At 38.9% G+C, this 26831-nt stretch carries 22 protein-coding genes; all 22 read right to left on the reverse strand.

What is annotated here, in order from left to right:
- Positions 1-176 precede the first annotated feature (176 nt).
- On the reverse strand, positions 177-761 hold the full coding sequence (locus J6I68_RS08730; protein ID WP_292219688.1) for a DUF6033 family protein: 585 nt from the start codon (positions 759-761) through the stop codon (positions 177-179).
- 187 nt (positions 762-948) lie between these two features.
- Positions 949-1581 (reverse strand): AAA family ATPase, encoded by a 633-nt coding sequence (locus J6I68_RS08735; protein ID WP_292219691.1) that lies wholly within the window; start codon positions 1579-1581, stop codon positions 949-951.
- 39 nt (positions 1582-1620) lie between these two features.
- Positions 1621-2550 carry an RluA family pseudouridine synthase gene (locus J6I68_RS08740; RefSeq protein ID WP_292219694.1) on the reverse strand — a complete coding sequence of 310 codons (930 nt, stop codon included), beginning with the start codon at positions 2548-2550 and terminating at the stop codon, positions 1621-1623.
- Positions 2550-3089 carry a signal peptidase II gene (gene lspA, locus J6I68_RS08745; protein WP_292219696.1) on the reverse strand — a complete coding sequence of 180 codons (540 nt, stop codon included), beginning with the start codon at positions 3087-3089 and terminating at the stop codon, positions 2550-2552. The genes J6I68_RS08740 and lspA overlap by 1 nt, the downstream gene beginning before the upstream one ends.
- A 27-nt stretch (positions 3090-3116) precedes the next feature.
- Positions 3117-4220 carry a 3-dehydroquinate synthase gene (aroB, locus tag J6I68_RS08750; protein WP_292219699.1) on the reverse strand — a complete coding sequence of 368 codons (1104 nt, stop codon included), beginning with the start codon at positions 4218-4220 and terminating at the stop codon, positions 3117-3119.
- Between the two features lie 63 nt (positions 4221-4283).
- Positions 4284-4796 carry a cell division protein SepF gene (locus J6I68_RS08755; protein WP_292204343.1) on the reverse strand — a complete coding sequence of 171 codons (513 nt, stop codon included), beginning with the start codon at positions 4794-4796 and terminating at the stop codon, positions 4284-4286.
- Between the two features lie 123 nt (positions 4797-4919).
- Positions 4920-6563, reverse strand: coding sequence for an HlyD family efflux transporter periplasmic adaptor subunit (locus J6I68_RS08760; RefSeq protein WP_292219701.1), 1644 nt, complete (start codon positions 6561-6563; stop codon positions 4920-4922).
- A gap of 74 nt (positions 6564-6637) precedes the next feature.
- A complete protein-coding gene (locus J6I68_RS08765) occupies positions 6638-7057 on the reverse strand; it encodes a twitching motility protein PilT (RefSeq protein WP_292219704.1) in 420 nt (139 codons plus the stop codon).
- 68 nt (positions 7058-7125) lie between these two features.
- Positions 7126-8091: a D-alanyl-D-alanine carboxypeptidase family protein gene (locus J6I68_RS08770; RefSeq protein WP_292219707.1), complete on the reverse strand. Its 966-nt coding sequence runs from the start codon at positions 8089-8091 to the stop codon at positions 7126-7128.
- A complete protein-coding gene (gene mgsA, locus J6I68_RS08775; protein WP_120741813.1) occupies positions 8075-8470 on the reverse strand; it encodes a methylglyoxal synthase in 396 nt (131 codons plus the stop codon). Before mgsA ends, J6I68_RS08770 begins: the two co-directional genes overlap by 17 nt.
- 22 nt (positions 8471-8492) lie before the next feature.
- The gene (locus J6I68_RS08780) at positions 8493-9605 is read right to left on the reverse strand and encodes an FtsW/RodA/SpoVE family cell cycle protein (RefSeq protein WP_292219710.1); all 1113 of its coding nucleotides are present in this window, start codon (positions 9603-9605) and stop codon (positions 8493-8495) included.
- Positions 9606-9613: 8 nt separating this feature from the next.
- Positions 9614-12472: a penicillin-binding transpeptidase domain-containing protein gene (locus J6I68_RS08785; protein WP_292219713.1), complete on the reverse strand. Its 2859-nt coding sequence runs from the start codon at positions 12470-12472 to the stop codon at positions 9614-9616.
- Positions 12465-12989 carry a rod shape-determining protein MreD gene (gene mreD / locus J6I68_RS08790; protein ID WP_292219716.1) on the reverse strand — a complete coding sequence of 175 codons (525 nt, stop codon included), beginning with the start codon at positions 12987-12989 and terminating at the stop codon, positions 12465-12467. Before mreD ends, J6I68_RS08785 begins: the two co-directional genes overlap by 8 nt.
- A 14-nt stretch (positions 12990-13003) precedes the next feature.
- Entirely contained in the window at positions 13004-13870 is an 867-nt protein-coding gene (mreC, locus tag J6I68_RS08795) for a rod shape-determining protein MreC (protein WP_292219719.1), read from the reverse strand.
- Positions 13871-14875: a rod shape-determining protein gene (locus J6I68_RS08800; RefSeq protein ID WP_292219721.1), complete on the reverse strand. Its 1005-nt coding sequence runs from the start codon at positions 14873-14875 to the stop codon at positions 13871-13873.
- A gap of 54 nt (positions 14876-14929) precedes the next feature.
- A complete protein-coding gene (locus J6I68_RS08805; protein ID WP_292219723.1) occupies positions 14930-16216 on the reverse strand; it encodes a methionine gamma-lyase family protein in 1287 nt (428 codons plus the stop codon).
- Positions 16206-17141: a tRNA (adenosine(37)-N6)-dimethylallyltransferase MiaA gene (gene miaA / locus J6I68_RS08810; RefSeq protein WP_292219725.1), complete on the reverse strand. Its 936-nt coding sequence runs from the start codon at positions 17139-17141 to the stop codon at positions 16206-16208. Before miaA ends, J6I68_RS08805 begins: the two co-directional genes overlap by 11 nt.
- Positions 17141-19114: a DNA mismatch repair endonuclease MutL gene (gene mutL, locus J6I68_RS08815; protein WP_292219728.1), complete on the reverse strand. Its 1974-nt coding sequence runs from the start codon at positions 19112-19114 to the stop codon at positions 17141-17143. The genes miaA and mutL overlap by 1 nt, the downstream gene beginning before the upstream one ends.
- Positions 19114-21756, reverse strand: a complete 2643-nt coding sequence (mutS, locus tag J6I68_RS08820; protein WP_292219738.1) for a DNA mismatch repair protein MutS — start codon at positions 21754-21756, stop codon at positions 19114-19116. The genes mutL and mutS overlap by 1 nt, the downstream gene beginning before the upstream one ends.
- A 79-nt stretch (positions 21757-21835) precedes the next feature.
- Positions 21836-23284 (reverse strand): tRNA (N6-isopentenyl adenosine(37)-C2)-methylthiotransferase MiaB, encoded by a 1449-nt coding sequence (miaB, locus tag J6I68_RS08825; protein WP_292219730.1) that lies wholly within the window; start codon positions 23282-23284, stop codon positions 21836-21838.
- 18 nt (positions 23285-23302) lie between these two features.
- Positions 23303-24547, reverse strand: a complete 1245-nt coding sequence (pepT, locus tag J6I68_RS08830) for a peptidase T (protein ID WP_292219733.1) — start codon at positions 24545-24547, stop codon at positions 23303-23305.
- A complete protein-coding gene (locus tag J6I68_RS08835; RefSeq protein WP_292219735.1) occupies positions 24544-26547 on the reverse strand; it encodes an alpha-amylase family glycosyl hydrolase in 2004 nt (667 codons plus the stop codon). The genes pepT and J6I68_RS08835 overlap by 4 nt, the downstream gene beginning before the upstream one ends.
- Positions 26548-26831: the final 284 nt, after the last annotated feature.

Consider the following 26831-nt stretch of genomic DNA (forward strand, 5'->3'; position numbering starts at 1 on the left):
TATCATAACCTTATCCCTTAATCGTTGTTCAAAGTATCAGACCCTCAAGTTTGCCCCTCAACAAGTCGGTCTTATTTAGAGTCAAACCCTCAAGTTAGACCCTCATTTAAGACGGCAAACCCTCAACAAGTTTGATTATCCGCAAAAAGCAGGGAGCCTGATAGTATTTCAAATATTTATTCTTTTACTCTATTAGATACAATACTATTAATAAGATCATCTACAGATGCACCATTATATGAATTGCCATTCATATCAGCAAAGAAATTTAACTTTCCGTCTTTTCCAAAAGAAATACCGAAGTTCGAAATCTCATCCTTGTCATCAGTGTTCTCTGATATCTTATTACTTAGATCTGAAACCATCTTCATGGCATCATCTATTTGACCAAGGAGCTTATCTTTTGCATCTTTGTCTCCTGGATCATCTGAAGCAAGCAGTTTCATCTCATCTTCAGATAATATGATGCTGTATTCAAGATCGCCACCAATCTGTGATGGATCATCATCAGGTCCAGCGACAAATACATCTGCATTGTCATATTTTTTCTGTAAAAGATCTACAACTCTGCCATACATCTCAACTTCAGGGGAAAGCTCAAATTTTACGCTTTCGCCAAAAGGATTCTTTATAGAAGATGTATCCTTGGCCACTGCCTTTGCTGGGGTGCGGGCATTTTTGCTTATTGTTCCGCTTCTGATATTTGCTGGTTCTTTGCCAGTAAATAATTGGTTAATACCGCTACTTACACCATTTGCCATAGCTTTTCCTCCTTGAAAAATCTGCGCAGAGTCCATTCTGCGGACAAATACATTTATTTGGCTTAAATATAACACATATTATTCTTTCAAACGATTAAAAAATAATAAAAATTTAAGTTATAAGAAAAAAACTTCCAGACAACTTCTTGTTATCTGAAAGTTTTAATCATACATTTTATCCTAATGATCACTTTTTAAGCTGCTCAAAGTCCTCAATATACTGAATTATAAATTTAACAGTACCCTCTATACCAAGCTTTGAAGAATTGATGCAAAGATCGTAGCTATCTGCTCTTCCCCACTTCTTTGAGGAATAGTAATTGTAATAGCTCTGGCGTTGCTTGTCCTTTTTATTCATCATGTCTTTTGCCTGATCATCTGTTTTAACATCCTCAAAACGCTCTTTGATCCTTCTTATCTTGGCATCCTCATCAGCGTAAATAAAGAGATTTAAAACATTGTCATAATCAGAAAGAGCATAATCTGCGCATCGTCCTACTATAACGCATGGGCCTTCATCAGCAATCTTTTTAATTGTATCAAACTGTGCAAGGAAAACCTTATGGCTGATGGGCATATCAACAAAACTGGAAGCATTATAGCCAAATGAGTATGTATCCATTACAAGGTTGTATAAAAAAGAATTAGTTGGTCTTTCATCATGATTCTGTATCATTTCTTCACAGAATCCGCTCTCCTTGGCAGCTCTGCTAAGAAGCTCCTTGTCATAGCACTTGATCCCAAAATGCTGCGCTACCAACTCGCCTATTTCTCTACCACCTGAGCCAAATTGTCTTCCTACTGTAATAATAGTATTCATAGGGCAATTCTCCTTTATGTTTACTACTTATATTTTATACTATTTGAGGACCTCAATCAAATGAGAAAAATACTCTGGAAGCGGTGCATCAATCTCAAGGTATTCTTTGGTTGTAGGATGTATAAATCCAAGAGTCTTTGCGTGAAGACACTGTCCGTTTGTGTTGAATTTTGACTTTCTTCCTGAAGCATACACCTCATCACCTAAAAGAGGATGGCCAATATGAGCCATATGTACTCTAATCTGATGAGTTCTTCCGGTTTTTAGTCTGCACTCAATATAAGTGAAATTATCCTGTTCAAAACGCTTTAAAACTTTGAAATGAGTAAAAGCGTTTTTTCCACCGGAACTTACAACTGCCATTTTCTTTCGATCAGTAGTACTTCTGCCAATTGGCGCATCAATATCGCCTTCATCATCTTTAATTATTCCATAACAAATGGCATGATATACTCTGTTTATTGAATGCACTTTAAGCTGGTCAGCAATAAACTGATGAGAGCTGTCGTTCTTGCAGATGATCACAGATCCTGTGGTATCTTTATCAATTCTGTGTACAATACCGGGTCTTAATACTCCATTGATTCCAGAGAGATTATCTTTGCAATGAAACATTACCGCATTTACCAGGGTATTCTCGTAGTGCCCTGCAGCCGGATGCACAACCATATCCTTTGGTTTGTTAATAACAATTACATCATTATCTTCATATAGAATATCAAGTGGTATATCCTGTGGCAGTATTTCTGGCATTACCAGAGGCGGAATATCCATATGTATTTGGTCAAGTTCAGATACTTTCAAGCTTGATTTTGCTGTTTTTCCATTACAGGTAACCAATTTGTCATCAATAAGCTTTTGGATATATGAACGAGAAAGATCGCTTATAAGTTCACTTATAAGCTTATCAATCCTCATTCCTTCATATTCATCTGTAACAGTAAAATCAAAAGCTTTATACTCATCCATTATTTGAATTCTCTAAATTTCTTCTGCTGCTTGAAGCTAAGAAAACTAAAATCATTTTCGTTGTAATAAAACAGGAACAGGATCACAAAAAGAAATGTTGAAACCGTAACATAAATATCTGCAACATTAAAGATTGGGAAATTTATGATAACAAAATAAATAAAATCAACAACATAATCCTGTCTTACTCTGTCAATCATATTTCCAGCTGCTCCACTTGCTATAAGAACAAGTAGGAAATGCATAACATTATATTTTTTATCATCAGGCATTCTAAAAAGAACATATGCTATGATCAAAAGTATAAGAACTGCTACTAAAATAAAGAAGACTTTTTGATTCTGAAGCATTCCAAATGCAGCGCCGCTGTTTTTCAGGAAATTAAGCTCTAAAATACCATCTATTATCTTAAAAGCAGGTTTATCCTGAAGATACTCACATGCAAGATACTTGGTAAACTGGTCTAAAGCTACAAGAAGTATAACCAAAATAACATCTACTATTAAAAAGATTTTCTTCTTTTTTGACATTTTATTCATAACAAACTGGTCCTTTTTCTATTTCTTTTAATCATTAGTCTCAATGTAAATGATCTCATCAAGAGCCTTATCCATCTCCTGTCTTGTAACAGAATCATCTACAAAGGCTTTGCCAATCTTCTTAAGAAGAATGAATTTGATCTTATCAGAATCTGCTTTTTTGTCAGATCTTGTTATATCAAGAACAGCTTCTTTATCAATATCTTCAACTGAAATTGGAAGATTAAAAGGCACAAACATGTCTCTTATTTCATAGTACTCTTCCATTGAAAGAAGACCTCTTTTCCATGAAATAAATGCAGCAGCAATAGATCCAAGTGCTACACATTCACCGTGGAGCATCTCAAAATTCTTATGTTTTTCAATGGCGTGACCAAGAGTATGACCAAAATTTAGAAGCATTCGATCGCCTTTTTCAGTAGGATCTTTTTCTACAACTGCCCTCTTAATATCACAGCTGTGCTTTACCATTTCAAGAACTACCTCTGGATCTTTATCACTGATTTCATACATATTATCAATCAGCCATGTGTAGAAGCTTTCATCTTTAATAAGTCCATATTTCATTACTTCAGCAAATCCTGAAGCATACTGACGATCGTCAAGACTATTCAAAGTTGAAACGTTCATATAAACAAGTCTTGGCATGTAGAATGCACCAACCATGTTTTTAACACCGCCAAGATCCACGCCAGTCTTTCCTCCAACGCTGCTATCTGTCTGTGAAAGAAGTGTCGTAGGAATCTGGATAAAAGAAACACCTCTTAAATAAGTTGCAGCCACAAAGCCGCACATATCACCAACGACGCCACCTCCCAGTGCAAGAAGAAGGTCATGTCTGTCAAAATGTCTTTCCATCAGAAAATCATATATTTTTCTGATCTCATCAAGGTTTTTATGTTCTTCACCAGCTGGTATTGCATATGTGACAACAGTGTCAAAATCATCATTGAGTGCATTTAATACTTCATTTGCATAGAGCTTTTCAACGTTGGTGTCTGTGATGATTGCTGTCTTTCTGTGCTCAAATCCAAGGTTTAATATTTCGTCCTTAAGAGCTGAAAAATCAGTAGTAAATACAATATCATAACAGGGCTTATTATTATAATTTACAGTTAATCTATTATCCATTTTATTCCTCAATTCATAAAAATAGCTGTTGACTGTAATTCTACATGTCAACAGCCTGTATTTTTAATCGATCTGCTGTGGTCCTTCGGAGATTCCTCCGCCAAAAGTACCATTCAAAATGTTCTGGAAATCACCTGAAATATCTACTGAAGCAGGTGTGATTATGAAAATATATCTTGAAATCTTTTGAAGATTACCGGATATTGCGAAGCATGAACCAGAAGTAAAATCAATGATCCTCTGCGCAATATCAACATCAAGGCCTTCAAGATTAAGTACTACTGTACGGTTTGCAAGAAGTGTCTCTGTGATCTCTCTTGCATCTTCAACTGAAGTGGGCTTGATAACGCAAACTTCCATGCCAGCTGCTGATAAAGATTTCTTAGGTCTTGGAGTTACCTTCGCAGGCTTTTTCTCTTCCTTAACCTCAATACTTGGATCATCTTTTCCAATGGGAGCCTGATTATTGATCGATTCTACCTTGGAAGTAAAAGAATCATCAGGTTCGTCATAATATCCCTGATCTTCATCCCCATTAAGCTGAATAGCTGTTAAAAATTTATCCACAAAACTCATTTTATTAAATACTCCTCATAAAAAATATCCCAACAATCATCTAGATTTTATCGCAAACTATAACCCTCTGTCAAATTTTTGTAACAATTTTCTCAGTAAATATGCGAATTAAAATTACATCTCTCAATTTGTGACAACGCTGTCACCTTCTGCTGAAGAATTTTCATTTGAGTTTCCCTGTTCATCACTTGAATTTCCTTCAGAACTATTTTCTGAGCTTTCTTCTGAACCCGTGGCTTCTATTTCTTCAAGGTTTTCCGATTCCTTGTTAGTGGAGTCAGGATCTTCTACAGAATCAGGTGTTTCCTCAGTTGCAGAATCACTGCCAGATCCGCTATCTATGGAACTGCCTGATGTAGCGTTTTCCTGAGCAGATTTGGCATTAGCATCCACCGTAGTAGAATCAAGAACAATGTAGTCATATACATTAAGACCGTACGTGGTATTAGAACGGACTATAGAATATTCTTCATTTTGGTACAAAATACTTATCTGTCTAAAGTCTGCATAACCCTTATTGATATTATAAACACCAATGAGAGAATCGGTTTTACTTACGGTAAATCTATCATTACTGTCTGTTTTTATCAGAGTATCACCGGATCTTAACGTATCTGTATCAAGATAGAAAACTGTCTCTGTTTCGTTGTAAATGGATACAGCTACAATCTCAGATGTTTCATTGCCCTGTTCATCGTATTTTACCCTTAAAACTGCTGTGGAATTGTCATTATTCTTAATAACATAGTCCTTGGGTACAAGATAGAAATTCTTGTCTACAATAGCAGAATTAGGTATTTTCAGACCAGTATCATCTTCTGTAATGAGCTCGATATTAAGAAATCTGTCTCTGCAGAAGGTTATCATGGAATTTGTAAATGTAAGCTGAACAAAGCTCTCACCATCTGCGTTAGTATAGGCACTAACTTTACCCCAGGATTCGTCCTGGTTTTTGATGAAGCGAACCTTTACGTATTCAAGATCCAACAGCTCCTGTACCTTCTTTTCATCATCCTCTTCAATGATCACAGACCATTCTTCGCTTGTACAGAGCTTATATACCGGATCCCCAGCCTTTACAAGTGTATTGTTTATCAGCTGATGTTTTTCATAGGTTGAATTATCAAAAACTGCTGAATTCATTTTTTCCAGAGTCAGGTCTTCATATCCGTCAGTTGAATAAACGACAATACCCGTATCAGGAGCATATTTGTAATTGATGGACTGAAGTGTTCCACTATTTGCATTAAGTGACTGTATATTTGAAAGAACTGAGTTATTGGATAGCTTCTGAACAGTACCATCAAGGCTTACTTTAAAATCGTAAACAGTATGAAAATCAAGCGGGTCAAAAGAGCTGTCGAAATTGACTATCTGTGTTCTAAGCTCAGCGAGGTCTTCTTCACCTAAAGAAACTTCTTCAGACCCCTGAGATTTAAGATAATCAAGGAGCTGTCCGGATTCATCCACTGTATAAACAAGATTTCCAACTGCTACTCTGCCACCTTCGGTAGCAAAGTAATTGACATAGCCTGCAGTGTCACTTTCGACGATCTTTTCATCTCTTACTGCAACAGCATCATAGATATTGTTGGTGGAAAGAGCTCCCTCCATTACTTCATATCCAACTATATGATCCCTTCGAAAATACGTGATAACACTGATAATGATATAAATTGCCATTACAGCAAAGAATACCATTCCGATATTTATATTATTTATGTTTTTGGGATATTTGGTAACTTTTGGATTACCAGAATTAGCCATTGAAATAAATCCTTATATATATTTTCAGAATATAAGCCGCGGATAGCCGCGGCTTATAGGATAATCATTTTTAATTAAAGTGAAATCACCACTTTTGACTTAACAGCTTCAGGAAGCTCAGACTCATCAAGTGAGAGGCTAAGAACGAAGTCAACTCCGAACTTCTCGCTGAGCTTATCAAGTTTGTCTATTGTTGCTGTTATATCAGCTCCTTCAAGACAAGAGATCTTAAGGAAACTATCGAAATACATTTGCTGGAGATCATGGTCCTGTGAAATGATACCACTGACAAATCCAATAAATTCATCAGGATTTGAAATACAAAAATCAGTTACTACGATCAAACGGATCTTATTATTAAGTTCATACATGTGCTTGGTGTTCTTGTCAAGAAATACAACACTTCCAAGAACGTTTTTCACCTCGGTGTTAACCTTGTCTAAGAGGCATTTTGTCTTTCCCTTTCCCTTTTTCCCAACAATTAACTGAACCATCGGCATACCCTCCTGCAAGTAGAAATTTTATAGATTAATTATAAGTTATTAGGTGGTAAAAGACAACCTCAACCTGCAATTTCATTCAGCAAAGAAGTCATATCATTATAAAGGGATCCGCTGTCTGTATCACGCATGATAACTGAGATATAAGGGTTTCCGCTAACATCTCTCGCAAGCAGTATCAGGCAGTGTCCTGCAGCTGTAGTTGTTCCTGTTTTTCCGCCTATGACTGTAACACCCTGAGGCATTGACTGATCACCTCTAAGATATGCATTTGTATTGGCTACAGAAACCTCTTTTGATGTGCCCTTAGCATCAAGATATGTAGTGTTATATTCTGTCATGTTGATAATCTCGCTAAAAGTATCATATTCCATAGCTGCATTGAATATAAGATACATATCATAGGCTGTAACATAATGTTCATCTGCTGTAAGTCCGTGAGGATTAACAAAATGGGAATTAGTAGCTCCAATTCGCTTTGCTTCTGTATTCATTAGATTTACAAATCCTTCGATGGAATCAGAAACATTAGAAGCTATTAGATTTGCAACGTCATTAGCAGAATAGATAAGAAGGAGCCTTAGAGCCTGATCCAAAGTCATCCTGTCTCCTTCTTTAAGGCCTATCTTCTGTGCTCCGCTTTCATCTACATAAACATCAGAGCCTGCTACAAGTACCTGGTCAAGGGTACCATATTTTAGTGCCACATATGCTGTCATGATCTTTGTAAGACTGGCAGGTTGTACCTGAAGATTAACGTTTTTGGCATATAAAGTTTCTTTTCTATTCAAGTCAAAAAGTCCTGCACTTGCCTGTTCTGAAAGAGATACATCAGAACTTGTAATATCTGTGTCTACAACACACAGATCCGAGGCAAATGTAGGATAGATTTGATCTTCTCTATTTCCAGATGATGAGGAACTTACCTGATATTTAGAAGAATAAGATATTCCAGAACAACCAGTAATGCTTATAGTCAATAAACTAACAGCAAAAAAAACTGAAAGCAGCTTACTTGTACATTTCACGCCACTCAAGATCTCCCCTGTCTAGTGATTTAATTAGCAGTTCAGCTGAAGCAAGATTAGTTGCTACAGGAATATTGTGCATATCACATAAAGTCATAACATTGTTGATATCAGGTTCATGTGACTTAACTGTAAGTGGATCACGAAGAAAGATAACAAGGTCAATTTCGTTGTGCTCAATAGCAGCACCAAGTTGCTGAGATCCCCCCAGATGTCCAGCAAGATATTTGTGTACTGAAAGATTTGTTACCTCTTCTATAAGTCTTCCTGTAGTGCCTGTAGCATATAGATCATTCTTACTTAATATACCCCTGTATGCTATACAGAAATTCTGCATAAGTTTCTTTTTTGCGTCATGTGCTATAAGTGCGATATTCATGTAACTTATACCCTCCCTGTAATTATTTATTGCTTTGCAATCTGACATTTAGAACAAAGCCTATACCCGCATAAACACTTATAAGTGATGTTAGTCCATAACTGACAAAAGGCAGCGGAATTCCGGTATTAGGCATTACGCCTGTAGCAACACCCATGTTCAAAAAGCCCTGGAATCCTATCCAGGCTCCAACTCCTGCTGCAATTATCTCTCCTGCCTTAGTAGTTGCTCTTCTAGATATCATAAAGCATCTGATGGCTATCAAAAGAATCAGTCCAACAACAAGGCAAGCTCCCACAAAACCAAATTCTTCTCCAATAACAGTAAAAATAAAGTCTGTCTGGGATTCAGAAATAAATCCTCCGTTTAGTACAGAACTGATCTCATTGGTGTTATATCCCTTACCATAGAGTTGTCCTGAGCCAATTGCCATCATTGAGTTTAGTGTCTGATAAGCATCTGAATTGGCATAATCTTCTGGATGAAGCCATGCAAGGATACGTCTCTGCTGATATTCGTGTAAAATACTGCTGTCGCCCTGAACTGCATTGTAGATAACAAACAAAGCTAGCGGTATCGCTGTTCCCAGTACAACTCCCACTATCTTTAGGTTGATACCTGCCACAAATAACATTGTAGAAAAAATGATCATTACCATGATGCAGGTCGACAGATCTGGTTGAGATGCAATCAGCCCCAGAGGAGCTACCAAAAAAAGCAGACAAACAAAGACAAAACCTAGAGTTTTTACCTTGTCCTTATATCTCATAATAAACTGAGCATAAAATAAAATCAATAATATTTTAGCTGTCTCAGAGGGCTGAAAGGTAATGCCAAAGAGGTTTATCCACCTTTGTGCGCCATTAGTACTACTGCCAAGTGGTGATAACACAAGGCCAAGAAGTACCAGATTGGCCAGGTAAGCAAGGATAAAAAGCCTTGTAAACCACAGATAATCCAAAAGTGATATAAACACCATGGCAATGATACCGCCAACCATACCAGCGATCTGCTTGTTCCTTGAGGAAGGATCAGCAGAACTGATTGCCATTATTCCAATTGTTGTAAGAGCGATCACCATGATCACGAGCATAAAATCGTAATTGATGATCCTGTATTTCTTTATGTAATTCATATGTTTCCTTAATCCGCGTTTGTCGCTCCATCCTGAAGTGTCTGGGCGGTTCCAGATATGATATCATCTTCATCACGAAGCTCAAAGTAATAGGATAAAGCCTCTTTTGTGATCTGTGCTGCGTAGCTTGATGTATAGCCATAAGCAATACGTGTAGCAATAGAAATCTCGGGCTTTTCATATGGAGCATAGCATACAAAAAGCGAATGGTTAGGCCTGTTAGTTGATTCCTGCGCAGTACCGGTCTTACCAGCTACCTGCACCCCAAGATTTGAATAGTATGTCTTATCCTGAACAACCTGTCTCATACCGGTATGTATTGCATTCCAGTAAGACTGAGGCATATCAATGGTATTTCTTACAGCAGCGCTATAATCCTCAAGAAGGTTACCGCTTGAATCAGTTGTTTTATCAATAAGAGTAAGATCATAGCAGGTACCATTATTGGCAACTGTTGTGACATATCTCGCAAGTCCTACCGTTGTATATGAATGAGTACCCTGTCCAATGGCAGATCTTACAGCGTCCTGATCAGATACCTGGGGTTCTGACTCGGCAATCTCAATTCCGGATTTTTCTGTTAGTCCATACATATCTGCGTATGTAGCAAGTTTTTCAAGACCAAGGTCTGGAGAATAGTTACCGCCTACAAGTCCAAGCCTGTAACCAACCTCATAGAAAAATACATTGCAAGAATTTCTGATACCGCCAGTTACATTAAGTCCTCCGTGACCTCTTGGATGTATCCAGCATTTAGGAGCGGGATTTAACTTATCAAACTGACCTCCGCAGTATATTACAGAATCTGTAGTAATAACTCCCTCCATAAGTCCAGCGGTTGATGAAACCATCTTAAATGTAGAACCAGGCGCTGTTTTTTGCTGGGTTGCATAGTTGTACAAAGGGTTTGAGTTATCACTTCTAAGCTTTGCGTAATATGCTGCGTCAACGCCATTTGCCATAAGGTTATTATCGTATCCCGGATAAGATACAAGGGCAAGGACATCACCAGTGTTTACGTCAGTTACAACCATTGAGCCGGTACATGGATCAAGTGCAAGCTGAGCTGGTGTTATATCAAGGTTTGATACCCTGTTTACCATAAATGTATATGCACTTTCACCGCCTCTTTGCCATATATCAAGCTCCTGAGGATCAACTTCTATTGCTTCCTGCTCAAGAAGCGCATTGCAAACCTGAGTTCCTGAAATATATCCATCCAGTAAAAGATATTTATACAGCCTTGTCTGGAAATCGTAGTCCTCTGATAATGAGTCGATAATATACTTAACTATCTGATCAAAAATCTCTTCAGAATCAGCATATTGGTTATCAATACTGAGCTTGGATACATCTACCCAGTTAACAGCAATTGTATACTTAAGATACTCAGCAAGAGATATAGTCTCATCCTTGGTCCATGCAATGTACATAGAATCATCTCTGTCAACAAGTGACGAATCAATAATTCCATCTGAGTAAAGCATTGCTGCTATATGGCTCATATACCACTGATATTCTTTTGAGAGATTCTCATAAGGAGTCTTTTTATCAGTCAGTTCAAGTGTCAGCTCATTTAATACATTTTCATTCTTATTTACAAACTGTTCGTAGATAGCTTTTTCTGTTTCGCCAGCATCATTTGCATTGAAATGGCTGATATCCAGGACGTCATTGTCAAAAATAGCAAAATAAACATCATAGATAGGAATGACAATATTGCTGGAGCTTGATGTGGACGTAAAAGTATATGACTTTACATTCTGTATTTTTGAAACCAGAATACCTGCAAGGGACTGTTCAATAATATTGTAGCAAGCTTCTGTCAGGTCTTTATCAATAGTAAGATAAACGTCATTACCAGCTACAGAGTCCACATAGTTACTTGTTTCAATTACCTGTCCGGTATTGTCTACGTAAACTGTTTCAGAACCCTTAGTGCCCTGAAGAACGCTTTCCATAGACTGCTCAATACCTGATTTACCAACAGTATCATTTAGTCCATAGCTGGGATTTTGAAGCAAAAGCTCAGCAAGCTCATCTTCGGAAATCTTACCTGTATATCCAAGCAGCTGTGAAAAATACTTAGAATCAACATATTTTCTGGCAGTGCTTTCTTCGATGGATACACCTTCAAGAACATCAGAATTTTCCATAACATCAGCTACAGTCTGATCACTGACATCGGAAGCAACTGTAGTATCAATGTACTTCTGATAACTGTTCTGGTTCATGTTGTATCTGATATTCAAAATCTTTAAGGTTCTGTCTTTTGTATAGCCCTTACCTGGCACAAAGGTTGAAGAGTCGTCAGGGTCTTCATAATCGCCAATCTTAAAGGACCTGCACATATCCTCCACAACTTCTTCAGCAGTCTTGGTCTTTTCCTCATATTTAAGGTCATTTATGGAAGAATGCCCATAAACATCCGCCAGGAAACGAAGAAGCTGATTGCCTTCAACAGTAAACTCGTAGTTCCTGCCCTCGCCCAGTATAATATTGAAATCCTGGTCTACACTATCGCCGTTGCCTTCGATTATGTCGATGAGAGTATTTAAAGTATTGTTTATGGCCTTGTGCTTACCTGAGCCTGACTTATATACGTCCTCGATAGTAACAGAATTGGCAAGCTCATTATATGCAAGAAGATTACCTTTTCTGTCATAAATATTGCCTCGTGCTGCGGCAATGGTCTTCTCTTTCTTGATCTTGAGCTTAAATGCATCAAGATATACTTCTCCGTTTATAACCTGCAGGTAAAAGAGCCTGTAAACAAGAAGGCATGAAAGAGCGACCAAAACAGCACATACAAGGACAGCTCTTGAAGTTATGAACTTTTTTATCTCTTCTTTAAAACTGTCAAACAAACTTCTTCGCGCTCCTTTGCTCTCTTTCATCAATGGAGTTATTTATGGATAGTATCAGTGGATAATAGAAAATAGCCACAAGTGCGGTATAAACTATCTCCGGAATAATAATATTAGTCATGTAATATCCGATGTTAAACTTGGTTCTGAAAAGAAACATAAGAACATAGCACACAAACCCAAACACAAGGTCAGAAATGATAATAAGGAGAATCGGAATTGCGAGGTTCTGGGTAAAGAAAACCTCATGCAGTTTACCTACTATAAATCCAATGTACATATAGATAAGCGCAAAAAAGCCTATATAAGAGCCAAAGAAAATATCAACTAACAGGCCACAGAAAAAGCCAGTAACAAGGCCGCTCTTATCTCCCTTTATAAAGGCTGTGGAAGTTGTAAAGATAAGTAAAAGATTTGGTGTTACACCACCAAAATCAAAGACTCTGAATACTGTTGTCTGAAGTATGAATGAAAGAATGATAAATATGAAATTGAACAAAAGACGTCTAATATTCATATTGTAAAAATCCTTTAGTGAACGTTCTTTTTCTGATCAAGCAAAACAAGAACCACGTTCATGTGTTCAAAATCAACTGCAGGGGTTATCTTTCCTGACTTTGTCAGGTTGTTGGAGTCATCATCAATTGTAGATATATAGCCAATAAGTATACCAGGAAGGTACTTATCGCTGATATTTGAAGTTACGATCTTATCTCCAATGCTTACCTTGTCTGCATCATCAACGAGTTTGGAGAAAGTAATATATCCCTGTCTGTACTGTTCAAGATCTCCACTGACAATAAGATTATCTGATGATGACAGAACCATTCCGCTTACGGACGCATTATCCGCAATGATAGACTGAACCTTGGCCCAGTCAGGACCTACATCAATTATCCTTCCAACAAGACCGCCGTCAGCAATAACATTCATATCTATCTGGATGCCGTCATCTGACCCCTTGTCTATAACAAAGGAATGGTACCAGTTTCCTGCATCCTTGGAGATGATCCTTGCTCCAGTCTTTTGATAGTCCTCATACTGCGCATCAAGCTCATATAGATTTCTAAGTTCAGTCAGTTCGTATTTTTCCTGCTCTAAATTAGTGTTTTCAATTGTAAGCTCATCAAGCTGGGCCTTGAGCTTCTCATTTTCATCAAGAAGCTGTGTAATGGATGAGAGCTTGTCAGTTGTGTCCTTTAAAAAAGTCCCCACTGTAGTTATTCCCTTTTGAAAGGGCACAACAAAAACACCAGCAAATGAATTAAGTGGTCCAGTAAACACGCTGGTGTTAAAAGTTATAATGATGGTTCCTATACAAATGATAGTTAAAATAAAGAGGAGATATTTACTCGGAAGCGTAAATTCTTCTCCTCTTCTCTTTATAACAGGACTCATTTACTTGTCCTCTTCGATTCCATATGCGAGAGCCTTATACTGATCTTCCTTAATAATCTTTGCAAGTCCCATGGCAACTGAGCCAACAGGATTTTCTGCAATATTTACGTTAAGTCCAACGCCGTTTGAAAGGCGCTGTGCAAGATGGCAAACCTGTGATGCACCACCTGTAAGGTAAAGGCCATGCTTGAAGATATCAGCAGCAAGCTCAGGTGGAGTCTTCTCAAGTGCAGTTTTGATGTTATCCAAAATAGCGTCGAAGTTCTCAAGAAGTGACTGATTTATAAGATCTGTAGGAATCTTGCGCTCTACAGGAAGTCCAGTCACAATATCTCTTCCATAAACAACAGCGTCTTTTCCCTCTTTTTCAAGGTCCTTGAGAGACATCTTTACATTCTCAGAAGTCTTTTCGCCAATAAGAAGTCCATATTCCTTACGGATCACGTTTCTGATGGATTCATCAAATTTCTTGCCACCAACCTTGATGAGCTTACTTACTACTATGCCGCGAAGCGAAAGGATTGAGATCTCAGTTGTATCATATCCAACATTGACTACAAGAACACCCTGAGAATTCATTACATCAACATTCATTCCAAGGCCGTCAGCAAGAGGCTTTTTAACCATCATGATCTTTTTTGCCTTGATGCCAGCGTCATTGATAAGGTCGTGGAAGGCTCTTCTCTCAACTTCAGTAACATCCTTAGGTACAGCTATGTAAACCTCACAAGGCTTGACATTGCCCTTCATCTGATCTGTCACAAAGAGCTTTACCAGTGTTTCCATGTGTTCAATATCAGCAATAACGCCGCTATTTAAAGGATAAGATATCTTGATCTTATCAGGAGCCTTCTCATACATCTCATAGGCAGAGTTTCCATATGCAAAGATGTTGGTCTTGTTCTCTATAGCGATCATATTCTTTTCGACTGTAAGAGAATCCTCATCCTTGTTGTAAATCTTGATATTGCTGGTTCCAAGATCGATTCCAAATATATTAGCCAAAACAGCCTCCTTAAATTATTCTCTGAAAAGAGAATATAATTAACCATAATCAATTTATTGTAGCACAACAATCCCTTTATCTACAAGCCTTTGAAGCGTCTTTAGGATACCCAGCTTAGCGTGAGGCCAGGTAAGTCCGCCCTGGAAAAATACACTGTAAGGCTCTTTTATAGGTCCATCAGCTGAAAGCTCAATTGATGAGCCGGAAACAAATGCACCAGCAGCCATGATGACCTGAGCGTCATAGCCTGGCATATCCCATGGTTCAGGTGTTACAAAGCTGTCAACTGGCGCTGCAGCCTGTACTCCCTCGCAAAAAGCAATGACTCCCTCAGGTTTACCAAATGTTACTGCCTGAATGATATCAAATCTCTCCTCACTGCCATTAGGGATCACAGAAAATCCAAGCTTTTCATAAATATTTGCAGCAAAGATTGCTCCCTTAAGAGCTGATGCTGTTACAGTAGGTGCCAGGAAAAATCCCTGATAAAATGCTGGCAGTATTCCAAGTGAAGCTCCGACTTCCTTTCCAAGTCCCGGAGAAGTAAGCCTGTATGCAGCATTTTCGACGCATTCTTTTTTTCCTGCAATGTATCCGCCAATTGGTGCCAGACCCCCACCAGGATTTTTGATAAGAGAGCCAACAACCATATCTGCTCCTACATCTGTAGGCTCAATTCTCTGGACAAACTCGCCGTAGCAGTTATCTACCATGCAGATCACATCTGGCCTTATATCCTTGATAAACCTGATCAGCTGCCCGATCTTTTCAACAGAAAATGTAGGTCTTGTCTGATATCCCTTAGATCTTTGGATAGTTGCAAGCTTTATCTTATCGTTATTTAAAAGAACTTCCTTAATACTGTCATAATCAAAGCTTCCATCAGGCAAAAGGTCAGTCTGGATATAATCAATTCCATACTCTTTAAGTGAGCCCTTTGAATCTCTTATTCCTATAACCTCTTCAAGGGTGTCATAGGGCTTACCAGCTGGTGAAAAGAGAATGTCAAAAGGGCGAAGGTTACTCATAAGTGCCAGCGCAAGAGCATGTGTTCCGCAGGTGATCTGAGGTCTTACAAGAGCATCCTCAGTATGAAAAACAGAGGCATAAACCTTTTCAAGAGTCTCTCTTCCAAGGTCGTTATAGCCGTATCCTGTTGTTCCTAAAAGGCAGGCTTCAGAAACCTTATTTTCCTGCATGGCTTTTAGAACCTTGAGCTGGTTAAATTCTGCAGTTTCATCAATTTTTTCAAATCTTTCCTTGAGCCCATCGAGAATTTTTTGTCCAAATTCAAATACTTCTTTTGATATTCCAAGTTCTTCGTAAATCTTACTTTCCATAAATCCTTAACATCTCTTTCATTATTAGTTCATCGTTGTGATCGAAGGCTTCTTTATCGATCCAGTTTACATCCTGCTCCCTTTTAAACCAGGTGAGCTGTCTTTTGGCAAAATGTCTTGTGTTTCTTTTTATCAGATATATAGCTCTTTCAAGGTCGTATTCGCCATTCAAATATCCTATCATCTCCCTGTATCCAAGCCCCTGCATGGAAGTTGCAGTTTTTGGGATGTTCATGGCAAGAAGCTTTTTGCACTCCTCTTCAAGGCCATCTTCTATCATCTGATCAACTCTTTTTTCAATTCTCGAGTAGAGAGTTTCTCTTTTGTCCGTCAGAACAAAGTAGGTAAAATCATATATGGAGTCCTTCTGACTTTGCTCTAAATTGTGCTCAGATATGGGTCTTCCGGTTTTTTTGTAGTATTCAAGAGCTCTAATAACTCTTTTTGAATTGTTCGCGTGTATTATCTTTGCTGATTCAGGATCTACTATCTTTAATTCTTCGTAGATGCCATCAGGTCCTTCTCTTATTACTCTCTCTTCAAGTTCATGCCTTAAAGACATATCCTCGTCAGTTTCAGTAAAATCAATATCTTTAAGGACTGCCTGAATGTAAAAGCCAGTACCTCCAACAATTATCGGAACATGTCCTCTTGATGCAATCTCAGTTATGGCCTTCTTTGCAAGCTTTTGAAAAGTAAAAACATTAAAATCTTCATGGGGATCAAGGAAATCAATAAGATGGTGTGGTACTCCTCCCATTTTCTCAGGGCTTATCTTGTCAGTTCCAATATCCATGAATTTATAGACCTGCATAGAATCAGCGGAGATTATCTCTCCGCCAATCTGTTTAGCAAGCTCAATTGATAGTTTACTTTTACCAACAGCTGTAGGTCCTGTCAGCACAATAAGCCTTTGTTTTTCCATTACTCAACAACTCTCTTAAACTTCTTGTCAATCTCATACTTGGTCATAGATATAATGGTCGGTCTTCCATGAGGACAATTATATGGATTATCAAGAGTCAGAAGTTCATCTAAAAGAGCTTCCATCTCAAGTACACTCATCTTGGTATTGCCCTTAACTGATGCCTTACATGCCATGCTGGCAATTTTGTAATTGATAACATCAGGTGTTCTGTCCAGATTTGTTTCATGTGACAGCTCATCCAAAATCTGTATGAACATATCTTTTTCACTCTCACATCCAAACAGATCTACCGGAATAGCTCTCATAGCATATTCTCTTCCGCCAAAATTTTCAATATTAAATCCAAGTTTTTCAAAATACTGCCTGTAATTTAAAAACAACTCTTCTTCAGCGCTTGTAAGTGCCACAATTACAGGAGGATTCACCATTTGGGAAAGCATTTCCCCCGATTTGAATCTCTTTATCATGCGCTCATAGTTTACCTTTTCATGGGCAGCATGCTGATCCACCAAAAGCATTTTGTCCTTATAGGCAATTATCCAGTAAGTACCAAATAACTGACCAAGGATCTCGTAGTCTTTGACGTTTTCTCTTGTAAGAACCTTTTCTTCAAACAGATCAAGCTGTACAGGCTTTTTCTCCACTACAATAGCATTCTCTGATTTTATTATAGGCGAAGGATGTTCGTTCTTTTCAGCGATTGATCCGTCAGAGTCTCCAAAAATTCTGGTCCAGACAGCCGATTTATTAGAATCCTCGATCTTTACAGGCTTTTCCTTAACTCCCTTGGCATATATGGGAGTGTCACTACTTATTTTGTGCTCTTCAAACCTTAAGGTTTCAAAAGGCTCAGGTGCTTTTTCCTTTTCTTTTTCAGGTACCGGTTCCTTGACTATCTCATTATCAGGCTCTTTAGCCTCGGCTTCTTTCCTGGCCTCTATCTTATCTTCTTTTTCTGACAAAAGAGCATCCGGAATCATCTCATGATTCTTTAAAACAGATTCTACGCTCTGCCTTATGAACTCATGGAGCTTCACCTGGTTGTTAAAACGAACTTCCAGCTTGGCAGGATGAACATTGACGTCTACATCTGCAGGGTCCATGCGAAGGTGAAGCACAGCAAAAGGAAACTTGTGCATCATAAGATACTCTTTATAGCCCTCTTCAAGGGCCTTGCTCATGACTTTATCTTTGATATATCTTCCATTTACAAAGAATATCTCAAAATTTCTGTTAGACCTGTTAAGAACAGGCTCACCAAGATATCCCTCAAGGGTCATGCTGCCTTCTGTAGCCTTTATGGGAATAAGGCTCACAGAGATATCTCTTCCGTAAATCCTGTAAATGATCTCTTTAAGGTCTCCGTTTCCTGATGTTGAGAACTTATCATCTTTATTGTTTATAAAGCGAAAAGAGATTGTTGGATTATCAAGAGCAAGATGCTCCATTACATCGCCTATGTAGCTTGCTTCAGTCTGGGCAGTTTTAAGAAACTTTTTTCTTGCTGGTGTGTTGTAAAAAAGGTTCCTCACTATCAGGGTAGTTCCCTTTGGAGCACCGATATCCTCAAAGGCTGCTTCTTCACCGCCGTTTATGCAGTATCTTGTGCCAACAAGCTCTTCCTCAGTTTTGGTTATGAGGTCAACCTGGGCAACAGATGAAATACTGGAAAGAGCTTCACCTCTAAATCCCAGGGAATGAATGGTATAGAGATCATCAATTGATTTTAGCTTACTGGTGGCATGGCGCTTAAAAGCCTTACGGATCTGACTTTTTTCAATACCAGAGCCATTGTCTGTGACTCTTATCATTTCAATTCCGCCGCCTTTGATCTCTACAGTAATAGCTGTTGCACCGCAGTCTATGGAGTTTTCAACAAGCTCTTTAACGACGCTTGAAGGTCTTTCTACAACTTCACCTGCTGCAATCTGATCTATGGTATTCTTATCAAGTTCGTTGATGATAGCCATTAGCTCTTCCACCTGTTCTTAAGATCACTTTGAAGCTTATAAAGAGTGTTCAGCGCATCCATTGGAGTTAAGGTTGTGATATCGATCTCCTCAAGGCGCTTAAGTACGTCCTCATCCTTAACTGTATCAAATAGCGACATCTGATCTATGTCTACATCATCGTAATGAGTAACCTTGACCTTTTTATCGCTCTTATTATCTCTGGCAATTGCCTGAACCTTTTCAGTAATGTCGTTGTCAGTAAGCTCTGTTACGATCTCTTTTGCCCTGTCAATTACCATGTCAGGAACCCCGGCCAGCTTAGCCACCTGGATTCCGTAGCTCTTATCAGCACCGCCTTTAATTATCTTACGCAAAAAGACAATATCATCGCCATTTTCCTTAACTGCAATGCAGTAGTTATTGACGTTATCCATCTTGCCTTCAAGCTCTGTAAGTTCATGGTAGTGAGTGGCAAATAAGGTCTTGGCCCCAAGTATCTTGCGGTTGCTGATGTGCTCTGTTACAGCCCAGGCAATCGCAAGACCGTCGTAGGTTGATGTTCCTCTTCCGATCTCATCAAGGATAAGAAGTGAATTTGGAGTTGCATTCCTTAGAATATTGGCAACTTCATTCATCTCAACCATGAATGTTGACTGCCCGCTTCCCAGATCATCAGATGCTCCAACTCTTGTAAATATCCTGTCAACTACGCACATATCTGCACTTTCACAGGGAACAAATGAACCAATTTGGAACATTAGAGCTATAAGCGCTGTCTGTCTCATGTAGGTAGATTTACCTGCCATATTAGGTCCTGTGATAATGGAAATACAATGCTTTTTATTGTCCAGATACGTGTCATTTGCAATGAACATATCCGCTGTATCCAGCATTTTTTCTACTACAGGATGACGACCATTTTTTATCTTGATGATTCCCTTGTCATTTATTGTTGGCTTAACGTAACGGTTTCTCTCAGCCACATAGGCAAGAGAAGCATATACATCAAGAAGAGCCAAAGCCTTGGCTGTTGACTGTATCCTGTCGATCTCAAGTGCGATGGAATCTCTTATCTTGCAGAACATTTCATACTCGAGGTTATTTAGCTTATCCTGCGCGTTAAGGATAGTATCTTCAAGTTCCTTAAGTTTTGGAGTTGTATATCTTTCGCAGTTTGTCAGGGTCTGTTTTCTGATAAAGTACTCAGGAACCTTGTCCTTGAAGGAATTTGTAACTTCAAAGGAATATCCAAAAACGTTGCTGTATTTGATTCGAAGGTTCTTAATACCTGTCTTTTCTTTTTCCTCTTCTTCCATGCCTGCAAGCCACTGTTTACCATTAGTGCCAGCCTCTCTGAAGTGGTCAATGTCTTTGTCAAAGCCGTCCTTGATGATGCCACTTTCCTTGATAGTAAGCGGAGGCTCCTCAACAATGGACTGATCAATAAGGTCAAAGATATCCTTTAATGGATCAAGGTTTTCCGAGATCTTATCGATCCCTTCAACCCCTTCAATATCAAGAAGAGCCTGTTTAACTGCAGGTATCATCCTGATTGAATTTCTAAAAGCCAAAAGATCTCTTGGGTTAGCTGTTTTAAATACGATCTTGGACATAAGTCTTTCAAGGTCGTAGACAGGGCCAAGATATTCCCTTATCTCTTCCCTTGTTACCACATTTTTAACAAGAGCTTCTACAGAGGTCTGTCTTAAAAGGATCTCATTTTTATCGATAAGAGGCTGCTCAATAAAGCTCCTTAAAAGCCTTGCGCCCATGGCTGTTTTTGTCTTATCAAGAACCCAGAGAAGTGTACCTCTTTTTTGTTTATCCCTCATGGTTTCAACAAGTTCAAGGTTCTTTCTTGTGGAGCTGTCAAGAAGCATGAACTTACTTGTAAGATAAGGATAAACATGGGTAATATTACTTATCTCAGATTTCTGCATGTCATACAGATACTGAAGAAGCGCTCCAGAAGCCACGATGCCGTTTGGAAAATCATCTATTCCAAGGCCAATAAGTGAAGAAACCTTAAAATGCTTCATTAAGAGCTTCTTGCACTGATCCTCGTCATAGTAGTGTGAGTCCAGAGGATTAACAAAAATCTGGAGTCTGTTTCTTAGCTCATCAAGATCAGCTCCGCTGAATTCAAAGGCGTTATTACAGATTATCTCTGTGGGTGAATACTTGTAGATCTCATCCATTACGCTGCGAAGGCTGTCAACTTCTGTAAGATAGAAATCACCAGTAGTTACATCTGCAACTGAAAGACCTATGGTATCTGGTGAGTAAAAGATACACATCAGATAGTTATTTTTGGTCTCTTCCAGGGACTGCATATTGAGGTTTGTTCCAGGAGTTACTATCCTTGTAACATCTCTTTTCACAATGCCTTTCGCAAGCTTGGGATCTTCCATCTGCTCGCAGATCGCAACTTTATAGCCCCTTGATACCAGTTTATTTAAGTAACTTTCTGCAGCATGAAAAGGAACGCCACACATGGGCGCTCTCTCTTCAAGTCCACAGGCTTTACCTGTAAGTGTAAGTTCAAGTTCCTTGGATGCCACAAGAGCATCATCAAAAAAGATCTCGTAAAAATCACCAAGTCTGTAAAACAGAATGCAGTCCTTGTACTCCCTCTTGGTCTGGATGTAATGCTGCATCATCGGTGATACTTTTTCTATATCTACTTCGTCTAACAACGTGGTGTTTCCCACGGCAAAATTCCCCTGTTCTATAGTTTACTTAAATAAGTTCCCCAACATAGTAAAATCCATGGCACTCAAGGAGTTTAACATCAGCAAATTCTCCTATCATTTCCTTGTTTCCAGGAAAGTGTACCAGTGTATTATTGCTCATTCTTCCGGTCAAAAGAGATTCATCATGGTCATTTACGCTCTCGATAAGTACGCGCTGAATCTGTCCACCATACTTTAATGTCTGCTCTTTTGCTTCCTCCTGTACAACTTTAAGAAGTCTGTCAAAGTTCTCTTTTACAAGTTCCTCAGGAACCTGATCTTCAAATGATGCTGCAGGAGTTCCTGTTCTCTTTGAATAAATAAAAGTGAAGGCGTTGTTAAAGTGAGCTTTCTTAACTACATCGATGGTGTCATCTACAGCCTCTTTTGTCTCACCAGGGAAACCTACGATAATATCTGTTGTGATGGCTACATCAGGAAGCTTTGTCCTGATTTTTTGAACCAGGTTTAAATAGTCATCTTTTGTATATTTCCTGTTCATTCTCCGTAGGATCTCAGTGTTTCCGGACTGAAGAGGCAGATGGATATGCCTTGCTATCTTCCTATTTTTAGCGATAACATCCAAAAGCTCATCTGAAAAATCCTTAGGATGAGGAGTCATGAATCTTACTCTCTCAATTCCTTCTACCTCGCATACCATCTCAAGAAGGTGGGCAAAAGAGATCTTGCCAGGATCATCATCTTTAAAATCAAGGCCATAGGAATTAACATTCTGGCCAAGGAGCATAACTTCCTTTACGCCGTCAGCTGCAAGCTTCTCGCACTCTCTGATGATATCTTTAGGAGCTCTTGAGCGCTCTCTTCCACGCACATAAGGAACTATGCAGTAGGTGCAGAAATTGTTGCATCCAAACATAATATTGACCCCTGACTTAAAGGGGTACTTACGAAAGACCGGAAGGTCCTCAACAATCTTGTCAGTCTCTTTCCAGATATCAATTATCATCCTGTCTGACTCAAGGCATGTATTTAAAAGCTCTGCAAATTTGTAGATATTATGTGTTCCAAAAATAAGATCCACAAATCTGTAGCTCTTCTGAATCTTCTCAACAGCTCCCTGCTCCTGCATCATACAGCCGCAGATAGCTATCTTCATGTGAGGATTTTTCTTTTTATGATTGCTGCACTGACCAAGCCGGCCAAAAACTCTCTGGTCTGCATTGTCTCTTACTGTGCATGTATTGTAGATCACAAAATCTGCATCTTCTGAATCTGTTTCTTCATAGCCTGCAAGCTTAAGTATGGCAAGGAGCTTTTCAGAATCTCTTGCATTCATCTGACAGCCAAAGGTTACAACGCAGGCTTTAAGCTTTCTTCCAAGCTCTTTTTCAAGTGCAGATACCTTCTGTTTTGCAAGCTCGATATAGTCCAGCTGGCGAAGGCTCTCAGCATCTGTCACATCATTTTTACTACTGTTTAAAACGTTAATACTCATTACAAAAAACTCTTTCCATCAAATCTTAAAATCTTTATAGACTTTCGCAAGTCCAAGGAGGATCTCAACAACCTTCCTCATTTCCTGAACTGATGCATACTCATATTTGCCATGGTAGTTGTAGCCACCAGTGCAAAGGTTAGGACATGGAAGCCCCTTGTAGGAAAGTGAAGCTCCGTCTGTGCCTCCTCTTATTGGCACATCGATAGGCACAATATCAAGAGACTCCATAACTTTCTTGGCATTGTCCACAAGATGCATGTGAGGTCTTATCTTTTCGATCATATTGTAGTACTGGTCTCGAAGCGTTACTTCTACAGTTCCCTCGCCGTATTTCTTGTTAAGGAACTCAGAAGCAGCCTTAAACAGTTCTTTTTTCTCGTTGAAAAGAGCTTCATCATGGTCTCTTATTATGTAAGAAGCAGTTGCAGACTCAGTAGATCCTGTAATCTCAGTAAGATGGAAGAAACCTTCTCTTTTCTCTGTATACATAGGATTCTGGAATGCAGGTAAAAGTGAATGGAATTCATAGCAGATTAAAGATGCGTTTATCATCTTGTTCTTGGCATCACCAGGATGAACGCTTCTTCCATTAACCTTAATTACGCCCTCAGCTGCATTGAAGTTCTCGTACTCAAGTTCTCCAAGCTTACCTCCGTCAACAGTGTAGGCAAAAGAAGCGCCAAATCTGTCTATGTCAAAGAAAGCTGTTCCTTCTCCAATCTCCTCATCTGGTGTGAAAGCAATCATTATAGGACCATGCTGGATGCTATCATCTGTTAAGAGAGTCTCAGCCATAGTCATGATCTCAGCTACTCCTGCTTTGTCATCAGCACCAAGAAGCGTTGTTCCATCTGTGACAATAAGATCTTCTCCAATGTGATTTTTAAGTTCAGGGAAGCTGTCAGGTGAAAGAACGACCTTTCCATCTGAGCTAAGGGTTATATCATTTCCGTCGTACTTCTCTACTATTCTGGCCTTAACATCCTTGCCGCTCACCTCATCAGATGTGTCCATGTGGGAAATAAAGCCAATCTTGGGAGCATTCTCATACCCTTTAGTAGCAGGGATAACTCCGTAAACGTAGCAGTGGTCTTTATCATAAAAGGCATTACTAACACCAATTGCGTTCATCTCATCATAAAGTAGCTTTGCAAGGTCATGCTGCTTTGCCGTTGAAGGAGATGTACCTGTTGTATCATCAGACTGAGTGTCTATTTTGACATATCTTAAAAACTTTTCAATTACATCGATACTGCTCATTTTGTTTTCCTTTTTGCTTTATTTTTCTTTGAAAAAGAAGGATCTTTTTCGCTTATATATATCCTTACGGACCTGTCAGCCATCAGCTCAGTAAACATCTGGTTTTCAGAGGTAAACAGGCTATCAGATGCTTTTCCTTTTGTCTTTGGCTTTTCTAACTTGAGACATCTGTTATCAGTGTCTGCAAGAATTTCCCATTTCAGCCCCTCAGGGAGCTTGGGAAGAGCTATTTCCTGATTGGTCCAGTTCATGTTAAAGCACACATATATAAATGGCTCGTCCTTTTCATAAAGGCCGCAAAACAGTATTCCCAGCAAATGTGAGTATCCCGAAAGGTCAGGTCTGTATGCTTCTCTTCCATGACAGGAAAGATCAGGATATCCGCAAGATAAGTGATCCATAAGTCTAAAAGGCTTGTTTTCATGGAGAATCCTGTATTTAAAACGAAGGTCAATAAGGAACTTAACATATTCCAGAATATCCGGGTTCTTGTCCATGGATTTCCAGTCAACCCAGCCAGTTTCATTATCCTGGCAATAAGGATTGTTGTTACCGCCCTGAGAATTGCCAAATTCATCGCCAGAAAAGATCATAGGAGTTCCCTGTGATAAAAACAGCATAGTAAGGATATTTTTGATCTGCTTCTTTCGAAGGTCCAGGATCTCGTGCTTTCTGGTCCTTCCTTCTATTCCGCAGTTCCAGCTTAAGTTATAATCTGTACCATCCTTGTTGTTTTCGCCGTTTTCCTCATTGTGCTTGTGCTCATAGGAAACCAGGTCAAACAGCCTGAATCCTTCATAGTCACAGATGTAGTTGATAATCCCATGATCTGTACCCTGAGCAATCATGCTCTTTAAGAAATCAGAAGCAGAATTATCATCGCTCTTTAAAAAGCGCCTTGAGTTGTATAAAAAGGCATTGTTGTAATCAGCAAGAAGGCGAACAGGAGGCTCTTTTCCCTCATAGATATCAGCGTAGTTGAACCATTCGTTCCATATCTTGATATCAGTAAACAATGGTTCATTTGTAATAAGCCTTATGGGAATCACCTTGCCCTTCAAATGGAATCCATCCACATGATATGTGCAGCGCCAAAACCTTAGGGCATCCATTATAAGAGTTCCATTTTCGTGCTCATCAAAATAAAACTGCATAATGACCTCAAGGCCATTTTTATGCATTGTCTTTACAAACTCTTTAAATTCATTTTCTGCATCATCCGGATTCTCACAATATGCCGTTCTTGGGGCAAAATAAAAGCCCTTTTTGTATCCCCAGAAGTTTAGATTAAGCTTAACGCTGTTTTTATTCGATATGCTTCCATCTTTTGAATACAAAAGCTCGCTCTTTTGCCTATTGGTACCAAGGCTTCGTTTATCTGAGTTCTTGTAGGGATTTTCAATCTCATTCATCTCATAGGCAGGCATCAGCTCAACAGCTGTAACCCCAAGAGATTTAAGATATGGGATCTTTTCAAGAATTCCCTTAAAAGTACCTCTCTTTGAAGGCGTAACGCCACTTGATGGGCTTTTTGTAAATCCTCTCACATGAAGAAGGTAAATAAGACTATCCTCATATGGAGTAAAAAGATTATTATCTCCCTTCCAGTCGAATCTGTCCCTGGAAGTCTTATAGTCAGCCTTGTTATCAAGCTTAGCTCTTATCTGATCATCTGGTACATCCTTTCCAAATTTTTCAAGACCAAAGAACTGCTTGGCATAAGGGTCGCAAAATACATCCTCATCAGCAAAATAGTTGTAGGATTCATATGATGCGATATCATTGATCCCTGTAACCCTGACAGAATATATATCCCCTCTTTTAAAGGACGAAGGTATCTCTATCTTTAGCGGTTTGTCACTTCCATCCCTAGGATAAAGAGTGATACCGCAGGATCCATTCTTGCCAAATACAGCTCTGACAACCAATGTCCTGTCATAGTCTATGTAACACCCAAGAGGATAGGGTTTTTCTCTTTTTAGCACTAGTTTTGACGTCATTTTGCACCTATTTACCCTAGATTTAATCGCCCGTACATTTTACCACATTTATACCTAATATGCACCCAAAAGAGCGGATATTATGGTATTATAAAAGAAAAAACTATCAAAAAGGGGGCTGTTATGGAGTTTTCCAAAAACGCTATCGACTGGAACACCAAAATAGAGAATGGTGAGCAGACAACTGTTGAAATAGAGCTTGATGAGGGCAAGATCGTTACCTGCGCACTGATCATCGTTCTTACAGTTAACTCTAAGGATTATATAGTTCTTTTGCCTCTGGA

The organism is Butyrivibrio sp., assembly GCF_017940685.1.
Lineage (GTDB): Bacteria > Bacillota > Clostridia > Lachnospirales > Lachnospiraceae > Butyrivibrio.

Bases quoted from the DNA above. Each gene is read 5' to 3' on its own strand.
- J6I68_RS08835 (WP_292219735.1), bottom strand. From the start codon at position 26,547: ATGACGTCAAAACTAGTGCTAAAAAGAGAAAAACCCTATCCTCTTGGG.
- mutS (WP_292219738.1), bottom strand. From the start codon at position 21,756: ATGATGCAGCATTACATCCAGACCAAGAGGGAGTACAAGGACTGCATT.
- miaA (WP_292219725.1), bottom strand. From the start codon at position 17,141: ATGGAAAAACAAAGGCTTATTGTGCTGACAGGACCTACAGCTGTTGGT.
- miaB (WP_292219730.1), bottom strand. From the start codon at position 23,284: ATGAGTATTAACGTTTTAAACAGTAGTAAAAATGATGTGACAGATGCT.
- aroB (WP_292219699.1), bottom strand. From the start codon at position 4,220: ATGGATAATAGATTAACTGTAAATTATAATAATAAGCCCTGTTATGAT.
- pepT (WP_292219733.1), bottom strand. From the start codon at position 24,547: ATGAGCAGTATCGATGTAATTGAAAAGTTTTTAAGATATGTCAAAATA.
- lspA (WP_292219696.1), bottom strand. From the start codon at position 3,089: ATGAATAAAATGTCAAAAAAGAAGAAAATCTTTTTAATAGTAGATGTT.
- J6I68_RS08755 (WP_292204343.1), bottom strand. From the start codon at position 4,796: ATGAGTTTTGTGGATAAATTTTTAACAGCTATTCAGCTTAATGGGGAT.
- mutL (WP_292219728.1), bottom strand. From the start codon at position 19,114: ATGGCTATCATCAACGAACTTGATAAGAATACCATAGATCAGATTGCA.
- J6I68_RS08730 (WP_292219688.1), bottom strand. From the start codon at position 761: ATGGCAAATGGTGTAAGTAGCGGTATTAACCAATTATTTACTGGCAAA.
- J6I68_RS08765 (WP_292219704.1), bottom strand. From the start codon at position 7,057: ATGGTTCAGTTAATTGTTGGGAAAAAGGGAAAGGGAAAGACAAAATGC.
- J6I68_RS08780 (WP_292219710.1), bottom strand. From the start codon at position 9,605: ATGAATTACATAAAGAAATACAGGATCATCAATTACGATTTTATGCTC.
- J6I68_RS08760 (WP_292219701.1), bottom strand. From the start codon at position 6,563: ATGGCTAATTCTGGTAATCCAAAAGTTACCAAATATCCCAAAAACATA.
- J6I68_RS08740 (WP_292219694.1), bottom strand. From the start codon at position 2,550: ATGGATGAGTATAAAGCTTTTGATTTTACTGTTACAGATGAATATGAA.
- mreD (WP_292219716.1), bottom strand. From the start codon at position 12,989: ATGAATATTAGACGTCTTTTGTTCAATTTCATATTTATCATTCTTTCA.
- mreC (WP_292219719.1), bottom strand. From the start codon at position 13,870: ATGAGTCCTGTTATAAAGAGAAGAGGAGAAGAATTTACGCTTCCGAGT.
- J6I68_RS08735 (WP_292219691.1), bottom strand. From the start codon at position 1,581: ATGAATACTATTATTACAGTAGGAAGACAATTTGGCTCAGGTGGTAGA.
- mgsA (WP_120741813.1), bottom strand. From the start codon at position 8,470: ATGAATATCGCACTTATAGCACATGACGCAAAAAAGAAACTTATGCAG.
- J6I68_RS08805 (WP_292219723.1), bottom strand. From the start codon at position 16,216: ATGGAAAGTAAGATTTACGAAGAACTTGGAATATCAAAAGAAGTATTT.